A 12,931-nucleotide genomic window follows, 5' to 3' on the forward strand; every position below is an offset into this window, starting at 1 on the left:
TATGCACCAAGTGCAGCAGCATCAGGGCCCATAGGATTGCCGTAGAATGTGCTTACAACGCCAGCAACAAAGAGAGCAGCACCAGCAACTCTAACGTACCATCTACCACCCTCGATAGCTTCGATCTCATTCATTGAAAGTTCTGTAAAATTAGTGTTCATTATGATTTCCTCCATTTTAAATATAAATTTGTTTTAATGTATTTATATCAAAGCTTTACCATACTACGCGCGCTTGACGGTTCGGCTGAGATACCTTAGAAAAGGAATTTCTGAGGTGTTTTCTTTCTTTGTGCTCACCTCATGATTCTATTATAGCATGATGTCAAAAAAACACAATAGTTTTCCGTTAAACGGTAGGTGAAAACGGGTTTTCGGGGGAACGGTCGGTGAAACCGGTTATTCGGTATGCAAAAAGGTCACACGGAACTGTTTCTGTAGCTGTTGGGAGTGGTACCAGTGAACTGTCTGAACTGCCGCATGAAGTATTTGTCATCCTCGTAGCCGCACTTGAATGCGATAGCGGGGAGGCTGAGACTTGTGGTGAGGAGGAGGTATTTTGCCATAGAGATACGGCTTCTTATAAGGTCCTGGTGGAAGCTTATGCCGAAGATATCCTTGTAGGTAGCACGGAAATGACCGTAACTCAGTCGGAAATCACGGCAGGTTTTCTGAGCATCCCATTCGTTTCCGGGATCGCTGTACATAGAGTTCCTTACCTTTAAATAGTCATTATAATATGCGTGACGGCGTTCCTCGGAAAGCTCCTTTATCTTAGTATTTATTTCTTCGCTGAGCGTTAATATGCACTCATCGTTATTGGAGCCTTCCGAGAGTATCCTTGAACCCATGAACAGCGTATCAAGGCCTCGTTCCTGACTGTAGAGCGGTGAATGTGAGATTATAACATTCAGCTTATCCACGATGAGGTCAGCTTCTTCTTCGGTAAATTCGCCTGAAGCTGCGACAACGTACAGCTTATCCGAGATCTTTCCACAAAATCCGTTTATATCGGCGGCGAGGCGCTTAAGACACTCGGATATCTCGATATCCAGCCTTACGGAGAGATTTTTTTCGTCTATGCGGCTGTCATCGGAGTAAACACCCGTCCGCACCATTATAAGAAGTATATTTTCCTGTTTGCTGAGAGCTTTTGAGGTGCTTGCGAGTTCGTTCTCGAAACCGCGCTTATTATAGAGTCCTGTAGCAGAATCGTGATATTCCGAGAGACTGCTGCACTCGAGAAGAGTGTTGATATCGTTCTTCATACGAAGCACCTGCAATGCATTTACGGCTATTTTAAGCCAGTCTATCATTACAGCATCGTAGGTATCGGGAGTTGTATACTGCAAAATGAAATGCCCGTACTCTTTTCCCTCTGAAAACATAGGTATGAAGAACAGGAACTTTTTATCACCTGCACCCGGAAGTTCGGGCGGGAAGAGCTGACCTCTTATGAAGAACTTAGGATCGCTTGTTGCCTGTTCGGGACTTATTATACGGTAGCATATCATCGGTTCGTTATTAGTACATTCATGTATGGAATCTTTTCCCGTTCTGTTGCACCAGTTCTCGTAAAGGCAGAGATACACTCCCGAAACGTTCCTTATTAAATAGGAGAACTCCTGAAGTGTTCGGATATAGTCCGAAAGTGAGCGGCAGGCAGCGGACTGCTGTTCAAAATTGCCGCAGAAGTTCATATCGTTGTAGAACTGTATCTGTCTTACTTCGACAAATTCCTCGCGGAGGTATTTTTTGTCCACACCGCAGGAGCAGGTATCACCGCATATCATATATCCCGAAATATCGATGTCCTGGGGAGGAGCACCCGTTATCTCCGAATAGATGAGTGCGGCGGCTTTTGCGCCTATAGCCGAACGTGTGCGCTGATAAGTAGTCAGCACGGGGGAGTGGTATATCCTTTCTCCGACGTGCTCATATCCGATGACTGTAATATCGTCGGGCGGAGTTATATCGTTATCGAAAAGTTTGTCAAGAAGTCCGAAAGCCATGTAGTCGTTGGCGCAGATAACAGCCTGAGGGATTCGGCGCTTGCCGCTTATGTAATCAACGGCAAGGTCTTCGCCTGTATTTATCCAGAAATTGCCGTAGATGACGTTTCCCTCGCCGAAGGGGATGCCTCTTTCGTCCATTACCTGCTTTACTCCTGCAACACGCAGGAGCGAGGTCTCGTACATATCGGGACCTGTAATGATATCGATATCGGTAAAGCCGTGAACGTCAGTGAGATGACGAGCGATATCGCTGAAATCACGTTTTACATCACTGTTTATGCAGGTGTATCCTTCGACCTCCGCATCTATTATGACGATGGGGATATCCATTTCGCTGAAATAGTTGTAGATATTCTTTCTGAGGTCCGGATAGATAAGCGATTCCGAGGCGAGGATTATCCCATCGAGACGTTCGGATTTGACAAGCTCGTATATCTTGTTTTCAACGTCGACGTCTGCGAAATACTCTACGAAATTATATACGTTTGAAAATACAGCGGTATCCATACCCAATTCTTCGGCTTTTGAAAGTATGCCTTTCAGAAGCTGCCGCTGTTCACTCTGAGATGCTCTGGCGGTAATGACGCCTATGAGCGGACGATCGTTGCCATTCATGATTATCTCCTTTTGTGTTCCGCAGGCGGATGTTTAATGCGGCTGAAACAGTGCCGTAAGCCGCCCTGACGGATGATCATTATTTTCCCTTACCCTTATTAATGTCTGCCTGACATAAAGAAATGTGACGCGCAAATTCACTATTTTATGAAGAATTTACGCTTTCCCGAACATAGTTCGGGGCAATAACCGCCTGATTGCGGTTATTGATCACACCTTTATTAATGTCTGCTCAACACCTTAAAATCGGATAATACAAGCTGTAGATATCCGATTTTAAGGTGCCAAAGTGCAAGAAAAATTATTATATAGAAGTTTTTTTCTTGCACTTTGTTTTGCCCGAAAGGGCAAAATGAGCCTGACATAAAGAAATGTGACGCGCAAATTCACTATTTTATGAAGAATTTGCGCTTTCCCGAACATAGTTCGGGGCAATAACCGCCTGATTGCGGTTATTGATTACACCTTTATTATAACATAGAAAATTCAAAAATCAATAGGTTAATCTGCATTTTTTGCACTAAATCTGCAAATTGTGGGTTGAAAACTCTCGTTTTAGCGTTGTATAATATAGTCAGAATAAATGATCGGACGTTATAGTGATTTATTCAAAAGGACAAATAGGGTAATCAATGTTAAGATCTAATGAGGAGATGATCAGTTTATGAAAATGAAAAAAATGCTTGCGGCACTAACGTCGCTTACCTGCTGTGCAGGTGCTATGGCGGCTTTCCCACAGCTTGCAGCTCCGACTTACGCTGCTGAAGTTGTTTACGACAGCTTCGAGGTAAACTACGACGGCTGGCACGGTACGGACGATTCTATCGTGCTCACTGCCGAGGATAACGGCGGTTTCGGCGCTTCAAGAGGCATGAAGGTCACAGGACGTACCTCCACAGAGGACGGTGCTGCTTCTTCAAAGGGATTTTACCTGACAGGCGGAGTAAAGTATGACTACTCAATGCAGGTGTTCAGCGAGAAGGACAGTACATTCAAGCTCACACTTCTTTATATCGATGCAAAGACCGATAAGGAAACAGTTGTTGAGCTTGCAGAAAAGAAGGTAAAGGGCGGCCAGTGGACCGAGCTTTCCGCAGATTATAAGGCTCCCGAGGGAACATACGAGTATATGCTGACTCTTACCAATGATTCGACTGATGATTTCAGCTTCGATGAAGTTAAGGTAACTACCAAAAAGTCGGCAGCAGATGTCTATGCTATTCCTTCAGGCAAGGGACTTAAGGACGAATTCGCTAACTACTTCCGTGTTGGTAATATCCTCAACGGCGGTACTGTAAATGATTCGGGAATCAAGGCAAATATCACAAAGGACTGCAACGTTATCGAGTGCGAGAACGAGACAAAGCCTGACGCTACACTCGTTTTCGACGGCTCTACAGATACAAATGTAAAGGTATCACTCAGCAGATGTTCTGCTATTGCCGATTTCGCTGCAAAGAACGGCATCGGCTTCAGAGGTCATACTTTCGTATGGCACAGCCAGACTCCTGTTCAGTTCTTCAAGGAAGGCTTCAATTCCAACGGCGCATGGGTAAGCAAGAGCACCATGGACAAACGTATGGAAAGCTACATCAAGAACATGTTCGCAGCTTTCGAGAGCCAGTATCCTTCACTTGAATTATTCGCATACGATGTCTGCAACGAGTGCGTTTCAGATGACGGAAACCGTCAGGCAAACTACGGCGGCGCAAGAGAGCCCGGCGACAATAATGTTCAGGGACAGGGCGGAAAGTCAGGCTGGGTTCAGGTCTACGGCGACAACAGCTTCATCGAGAAGGCTTTCACTTACGCAAGACAGTACGCTCCCGACGGATGCAAGCTTTACTACAATGACTATAACGAGTTCGCAGAAGGCAAGCAGAACTGCATTATAAATACTATCCTCAAGCCGCTCAGCGCTAAGGGCGTTCTGGACGGAATGGGAATGCAGTCCCACATCAGCGCTGCTGCAAGCAACGCATGGGGCGATACAAATTCATACCTCAAGGCTATGGACAAATACCTCAACCTCGGCATCGATGTTCAGGTAACAGAGCTCGATATCTCTACTGAGGGCGGAAAGTTCTCGTTACAGGATCAGGCTACAAAGTATAAGGCTATCTTCCAGCATGCTATGGAGTGGAACGAGAACCACCCGAACGGCAACAAGGTAACACTTATGCAGATCTGGGGACCTAACGATGCTAACTCATGGGTAGGTACCGACAAGGCAACTGGAAAAAGCAACGATCCGCTTCTTTACGATAAGAACAACCAGGCAAAGGCTGCATATACCGCTATTGCTTCGCTCGTACCCGACAGTGAGTGGGGCGACGGCAAGAACCCTAACATCGGCAGTGCAACAGCCACACCTGTTGAGCCTAACCAGTACGGCTGGTACTTCCAGTGCGGATTCGAGGGCACAGAGGACGGCTTCACAACACGCGGCGCAGACTCGGTAAAGTCCAGCAGCGATACAGCATTCGTAGGAAGCAACTCACTTTATGTTTCTGACCGTGAAGCTTCATGGAACGGCGCTTCTTACACACTCAATACCCGTGCTTTCAAGCCCGGCGAGGAGTACAGCTTCAGCGCATGTGTATCATACCTTACAGGTGATGCTACAGATACATTCCACCTTACACTTCAGTATGACGGTTCTGACGGAGAGCCTCATTATGACAAGATAGCTACAGCTACAGGCGTTAAAGGCGAGTGGGTACAGCTTGCAAATACAAACTACAAGATCCCTTCAGACGCATCCAATATGCAGATCTACGTTGAGACAGAGGATTCACTCACTTCATTCTACGTTGATGAAGTTATCGGTGCTGTAGCAGGCACAGGCATCCTCGGTCCTGATCCTGTAGAGATCCCTTCACAGGGCAATGATCCCGTACCTTCAGGCAAGCTCATCAGAGGCGACATCAACTTCGATGGCAAGATCACTGCACTTGATATGCCTCTCGCTCGTAAGGGCATCGTTGACGGCATAAGCGATTCCGACACCAAGAAGGCTGCTGACGTCGATCAGAGCGGTACTTTCGAGATGAATGACGTGGTACTCCTTAACGAATACCTCGTTAACAAGATAAAGGAATTCCCTGTTTCAGCAAAGGCAGTTGATACATCACTTATGGAATCACTTTTCAAAAATGTTAAGATAGGTTCAAGCTATAAGAAGGACGGAGAGAACAATCCGATCTATACACAGCGTTTCGGCGCTGATCCCGGCTGGCTCGTATACGACGGAAGACTTTACGTTTATACAACAGCTGATGAATTCGCATACAAGAATAATCAGATGATCGAGAATGACTATTCTTCAGGCTATATCAACGTTTTATCAACAGCAGACCTTGTAAACTGGACTGACCACGGTCAGATCCCTGTTGCAAAGACAAGAGTAAACGGCACTCCTATAGCAAGATGGGCTAATAACGCATGGGCTCCTGATGCTGCATGGAAGAAGATAAACGGACAGGACAAGTTCTTCCTTTACTTCGCAAACAACGGTTCAGGTATCGGCGTTATAACTGCTGATGATCCGACATTCAGCAAGAATGTAAAGGATCCTCTTGGTCACGAGCTTATTTCAAGAAGCACACCTAACAGTAACGTAACATGGCTCTTCGATCCCGGCGTTTACTATGATCCTGACACAGATACAGGTATCATTGCATACGGCGGCGGTGTTCCGGAAGGACAGGCTGCTAATACAAAGCAGGGACGTATCGCTAAGCTTGGCAGTGACATGATATCTATCGTAGGTACACCTATCGATCCCGGCACACCTTACCTCTTTGAAGACTCAAGCATGATAAAGATCGGCAGCACATGGTACTATTCATTCTGCCACAACTGGAATGTTCCGGGCGGTGCAAATGTAAACGGCAATTCATTCGGCAATGCTGATATCGGTTACATGACATCAACAGATCCTCTTAAGGGTTACCAGTATCAGGGCGTTGTATTCAAGAACACAGGCTCACAGAGACTCGATAACGGCGGTAACAACCACCACTCGATTATCGAATTCAAGGGCAACTACTACGTACTTTATCACTCACGTCAGCTTGAAATGCGTATGGGCGTTAATGGCGGCAAGGGCCTTAACTACAGATCACCCTGTATCGATAAGGCAACTTTAAACAACGGAAAGATCACATGCAGCGGTTCACAGAACGGCGTAAGCCAGCTTGAGAGCCTCAATCCATACGAAACTGTACAGGCAGAGACAATGTCTAACCAGTCCAACGATATCAAGGTCAACGGACTCGGCAACACAACTGTTTCAATGAAGGCAGGAAGCTGGATCAAGGTCAGCGGAGTAAACTTCAGCAAGGGTGCAGATACTATCACACTCAGAGCTTCAGGCAGCGGCGCTATAAAGGTTTGCGTAGGCAGTCCTACAGGCGACGTTCTGGGTTATGTAGAACTCGGCAGCAGCATGGACGATATCACAGTATCCACAGTCGGCTCAGTAAGCGGACAGAAGGATCTCTATTTCGTAGCAAGCGGCAACGCAGAGCTCGATAGCTGGAGCATTGGCTGAGCTCCATAATTGATAAAGCATATTCCTTATATATCATCCCTCATAAGGCGGCTGTCATTTGACAGCCGCTTCCGTTTTATACAGAACATTGATTTTTCCCAAAAATTAGCGATATATCAGCATTTGCGGAGAAGGCATCTACTTTAAAGGATACTTAAATTATGCATTTTTTGTGATTTTTGCACAATTTGCACCAAATCTTGCGGATTGCTAATCAAAAATTGTGGAGTTATTCACAGTTACTTTACAATTTGGATAATTTGCGTTATATTTTAATTGGAATATAGCCACGATCGCTACATAGCCGAACAGAATATTATGGAATAAGTATAGAATCCGTTCTTTTGCCTGTCAGTTTCATAAGGGGGAGCTTTCAGGTGTATAAAGGGCGGAGTACGGAGGGATTAATAATGAAGTCCATAAAATTCTCGTCGCTGTTATTAGCGGCGGCCGTGACGGCATCAAGTCTCGGCAGTTCAGTAGTAGGCAGTGGTCTGGCAGCCGACGAAAACGAGATCGTTACTTTGTTGGAAAGCGGCTTTGAAAGCGGCGCAGACGGCTGGACCGGACGCGGTTCGGCATCGGCAGCTGTCACCAAAGACTACGCAAACAGCGGTAATTCATCTATTTATGTTACCGACCGCGCTGCGGAATGGAACGGCGTTACAAAATCGCTGGGTCCATCTTTCTCTGCAGGGAATACCTATAGCTTTGAAGCCCATGTTATGTACCGGGAGGGTGCGGCTTCAGAAAACTTCAAGCTTACATTGCAGTATTCCGACGCGAGCGGTGTTACATCGTATGATCAGATAGCTCTGGAATCGGCATCAAAGGGTGAGTGGATAACACTCGCAAACAGCAGCTATACGATCCCGTCAGGAGCATCGGACCTTCAGGTCTATATCGAAGCTCCCGACAGCCTTGTAAATTTCTATGCAGATGATATTGTGATAAAGGGTTCGGCATCTTCAAAGCCGTCAACTCCTGCCACACCGTCAACAAAACCAACAGTAAAAAATATAAGAGGCGATCTTAACGAAGACGGCGTTATAAACGTTTTTGACGTCGTTCTTATGCGTCAGACTATCCAGATCGGATCACAGGAAAAATCACTTTTAAAGCAGGCTGATATCAACGGAGACGGCGAGATCACGGCAGAAGATATAAATTATGTTGCTGATTTCTCAGGAGGCGCTATCGAGGAATTCCCCGAGCTTCCAAAGCCTGCAATACCTGAACCGCAGGATTATCCGAAGTCTTACGACTTCCCGTCTGTCGGTTCACTGCAATCCAAGAGCGATATACCTGATCCGTTCATTTTCATGGACGGTTCTAAGGTAGAATCTCAGGAAGACTGGTACAGACGTGCCAGCGAGCTGAGATGTATGTACGAATACTATATGTACGGAATGTACCGCGACGGTTCTGATGAAGAGGTATCCTACAAGATAAGCGGCGATACCATGACAATTACCGTAAAACGCCTGAGTACAGGTAAATCTGCGTCATTCCCTGCAAAGATCACACGTCCTAACAAGGTAAGACATGAGGGCGGCGCTCCTGTAATCGTAGGTATGCATACAGGAATATCCGAGAGCACTGCAAAGGGACTCGGCTATGCCGTTATAACCATTGATGCAGGTATCTTCTCAAACCCTGTAGCATCGGATAATACAGCTCATCAGGGCGCATTCTATACCCTCTATCCTTACGGAAACAACTGGGATGAACAGACAGGCGCACTGCTTGGCTGGTCATGGGGATGCAGCAAGATACTTGATGCTCTCTATGCTGGTGCAGGCGAGGAACTGAACATTAATCCCGACAGCTCTATCGTTACGGGCGTTTCACGCTGGGGCAAGGCTACTGCTGTATGCGGTGCTTTCGATACCAGATTCAAGATGGTAGCTCCTTCCTGCTCAGGTGCGGGAGGACTGGCACTTTACCGCTATATGTCTGAGGGCAAGACCTACGACTTCTCATCAAAGGGCGCTTCTTCAAGCTACAGATACGGACAGAACGAACCCCTCGGAAGCTTACAGTCCATGGATGAAAGAGGCTGGTTCAACAACCGCTTCCTTGAATTCAGAAACGCAAACCAGATACCTATGGATCAGCATATGCTGGGCTCACTCGTTGCAGATCCGAACAGATACCTGTTCATCATAGGCTCATGCGTAAGTGAGGACTGGGTAAACGCTCCGTCAATGTGGGCAAGCTATCTCGGAACAAAGCATGTATTCGACTATCTCGATCTCAGTGATCATATTGCGATCAATATACATAAGGAAGGTCACGCTGTCATAGAAGAGGACGTTAAGTATATGGTCCAGTATTTCGATTATCATGTATACGGAATACAGCCGACTATGGATCTCGGACAGCTCCAGACATCAGTATTTGATCTTCCAAAGAATAAGGATCCTTTCTTCGATACGTTCGCGAATAAGTGGCTGTATTGAGAAACAACTGAATAAAAGCGGCGCCGCATCTCTGGGGGGAGGTGCGGTGCTGTAAAAACTGTTCGGTTTTGTAAATGCGATCGAAGGGCTATATCAGCTATTTAAGGGACTATTCTCACGCCTGCTTAAAAAAGTTAACAGAACTAAATTAACAGTATGTTAACACTTAAAAACATTAAGATTATTTTAAGATTGTTTTAAGGTATGGACTTTATGATTAAGCTAAGTATTAATACCCTATACTTCATCTTATTGTAAAGGAGTCTGGTCATTATGAAAAATCATCTGGCAGGTAAATTGGGTGCGGGTTTATTTGCTGCCTGCATGCTTATCTCTGCTTCGTCTGCTGTATCAATGTCTGCACAGGCTGCGGAAACTGTTTATGGCGACGCTTCTCTTGACGGTGATGTAACTATCGCCGATGCGCTTTCAATACTTCAGTATGTTGCAAATTCAAAGAAATACGATCTTTCACCTCAGGCTCTGGATAATGCCGATGTTTATAACAGAGGCGACGGCGTTACCGCTATGGACGCTCTTTCCATCCAGAAGCTCGATGCAAAGGTTTTAGCTTCACTTCCTGAATCATGGCAGGAAGGCAGTCATGGTTCAGTTCAGCCTGTAACAGAAGCTCCTACAGCAGCTCCTACAGAGGCTCCGACTGAAGCTCCTACAGAGGCACCAACTGCTGCTCCTGTTCCTGTTGAGGACATTGAGACCTATATCCACCTGAAAAATAATTCTGTATCCGTAGAAGGCAAGTACGCAGAGGCTAACGGTTCAAAGGTAACTATCAGCCACTCGGGAAGCTACTATATCGACGGTACTCTCGATGACGGACAGATCTATGTTGAAGTTCCCGACGAGAATGCTGATCCGGGTACAGTTAAGCTGATATTCAAGGGCGTTAAGATCACAGGCAAGTCTGCTCCTGCTGTATTCATAAAGAATGCGGATAAGACTTCCATAACCCTTGAGGACGGCACAGAAAACTTCCTCTCCGACGGTGAAACAGCTTACGCCGGAGACTTCCTTGATACCGCTGTTATCGAAGCTAAGGACGACCTTACTATCAAGGGCGGCGATCAGGGTACAGGTAAACTCGAAATAAACGCAAACTATCAGACCGCTGTTGTATCAAACAATGATATCAAGATCACAGGCGGTGTAATAACAATAAATACTCTTGATGCTGAAAACGGCAACGACGCTGTAAAGGGCAAGAAGTCGGTAACAGTAAAGGGAGGAACTCTCAATATCGATGCAGAGGGTGACGGAATCAAGTCATCCAAGGGCAATGTTGATATCGAGGGCGGTACTATTAACATCAAGTCAGGCAAGGACGCTATCCAGGGCGAGACTGCTATCAACATCTCAGGCGGTAATACTATTGCCTGCGGCGACAGAGGTCTTACCTGCGAGCTTGAAGTTAATATCACAGGCGGCGAGCTCCTTGCAACTGCTACAGACAACCAGCTTGCTACATTCACTAACGTAACTCAGCCGACTATCGTTCTGGATTACGTAAAGGAATGGTCAAAGAACAACCCGATAACTCTTACAAGCGGCGGAAATACTGTATTCGAGGCAAACAACCCGAAGAAGTTCAGCTATGCTCTCGTTTCTTCAGCAGGCTTCGATCAGTCCGCAGGCTATACTCTGTACACAGGCGGAATACAGTGCAGCTCTGCTCAGGGCGATTCCTTCAAGGCAGGCACTCCCGCAAAGTACAGCGATGTTAACAACAAAGAGGACGGAGAGCTTCTCTACGGCGATCTCTTCGAGAAGACAAACGTTCACAAGATAGACGTTCAGATGAGCGAGGCTCAGTGGCAGGATCTCATCAAGAACGCTGAAAGCGAAGAATACTATCCATGCGATATCGTCATCGACGGCGAAAAGATCGAGAACGCTGCTATCAGAACAAAGGGCAACAGCTCACGTATGATGGTAACACAGTCCGGCAAGGATAAGTACAGTCTCCGCATAAAGCTTGATAAGTATAACAAGCTCAACAACTACCACGGTCTTACAGAATTCTGCATGAACAACATGTTCGGCGATCCTTCATGCATGAGAGATGTTCTCTGCTATGATGCTCTTGATGAGATAGAAGGTGTTGGACCTAAATGTGCATACACAGATATGTACCTCAACGGCAATCTCTACAGCTTCTATTTCCTCGCTGAACAGCCAGGCAATACTCTTGCAGAGCGCTATGCAGTTGATAATGATTCCGTTCTCTACAAGGCTACCGATAAACAAGGCGGCGGCGGCTGGGGCGGCTTCGGCGGTCAGAACAACGGCTACTGCTCTTTCACAGAGAATATGGAGCTGAGCAACTTTGATGTCAAGTTCGGTACAGATGATAACTTCCAGCATATCGGCGACATAAAGACTGCTATCAATCAGCTTACATCCACAAACTATACGTTCATTGAGGACTATATCGATGTTCCGAGCTTCCTTAAGGGCTTCGCAGTAAACTCGGTTATGTGCAACTACGACAGCTATAACGGCACACTTGCTCATAACTACTACCTCATGTTCACAGGCGGCAAGGCTTACTTCGTAGGCTGGGACTACAACCTTTCAATGGGTAATTTCATGGATAACGGCGGTTCTGTTGAATCTGATGTTACAACTTCACTCTATCAGGTAACAGTTGCTGACCGTCCGCTTGCAAAGCTTCTTCAGGTTCCTGAGTATTACGATATGTACAAGGACTATGTAAAGACTATCTACAATATGTACAGCGATCCCGGACAGTCTATCAACAGATATGCTTCTATAATCCGCGATCACGTAAAGGCAGATCCAAGATTCTTCTTTACAGCAGACCAGTTCGAGTCCAACATAGCAAAGTCTGCAAACGGTCTCTCAACAGGCAACAACAATAACAATCAGTGGGGACAGCAGCAGGATCCTTGGGGACAGCAGCAGAATCCATGGGGACAGCAGGGTAATAACAACCAGTGGAACCAGTGGGGCGGCTGGAACTTCGGCGGAAACGCAGACGGCGTTGCAGGCGGCAACGGCGGCTGGGGCATGATGGGCGGCATGTGGGGCGATGCTCTCGGCATGTTCGGCGGCCAGAATGTTTCTATCTACGATTTCCTTGAAAAGAGAATGGAGATCGTCCGCAGCAAAATGAATTTTTGATAAGGTCTGACCTTTATCAATAATCAATTCTAAAAACTATAAAGCCATAGTATTTCTGATCTGATCGGAAGTGCTATGGCTTTTTTATACGCAGGACTGAAATAGGGTGGATACTCTATTGCA

4 protein-coding genes are annotated in these 12,931 nt (G+C 46.2%); 3 read left to right on the top strand and 1 reads right to left on the bottom strand.

Going from position 1 to position 12,931, the window contains the following annotated elements:
* Positions 1–418 precede the first annotated feature (418 nt).
* The gene (locus BT127_RS01480; protein WP_075423261.1) at positions 419–2,629 is read right to left on the bottom strand and encodes a helix-turn-helix domain-containing protein; all 2,211 of its coding nucleotides are present in this window, start codon (positions 2,627–2,629) and stop codon (positions 419–421) included.
* 664 nt (positions 2,630–3,293) lie between these two features.
* Between BT127_RS01480 and BT127_RS01485 the strand changes: the two genes are divergently transcribed.
* The 3 genes from BT127_RS01485 to BT127_RS01495 all read left to right on the top strand — a co-directional run bounded on the left by BT127_RS01485 (position 3,294) and on the right by BT127_RS01495 (position 12,808).
* Entirely contained in the window at positions 3,294–7,184 is a 3,891-nt protein-coding gene (locus BT127_RS01485) for an endo-1,4-beta-xylanase (RefSeq protein ID WP_075423262.1), read from the top strand.
* Between the two features lie 410 nt (positions 7,185–7,594).
* On the top strand, positions 7,595–9,646 hold the full coding sequence (locus tag BT127_RS01490) for a glucuronyl esterase domain-containing protein (protein ID WP_075423263.1): 2,052 nt from the start codon (positions 7,595–7,597) through the stop codon (positions 9,644–9,646).
* 273 nt (positions 9,647–9,919) lie between these two features.
* The gene (locus tag BT127_RS01495; protein ID WP_075423264.1) at positions 9,920–12,808 is read left to right on the top strand and encodes a carbohydrate-binding domain-containing protein; all 2,889 of its coding nucleotides are present in this window, start codon (positions 9,920–9,922) and stop codon (positions 12,806–12,808) included.
* Positions 12,809–12,931 lie beyond the last annotated feature (123 nt).

Source organism: Ruminococcus sp. XPD3002 (assembly GCA_900119535.1).
Taxonomy (GTDB): Bacteria; Bacillota; Clostridia; order Oscillospirales; family Ruminococcaceae; genus Ruminococcus; species Ruminococcus flavefaciens_H.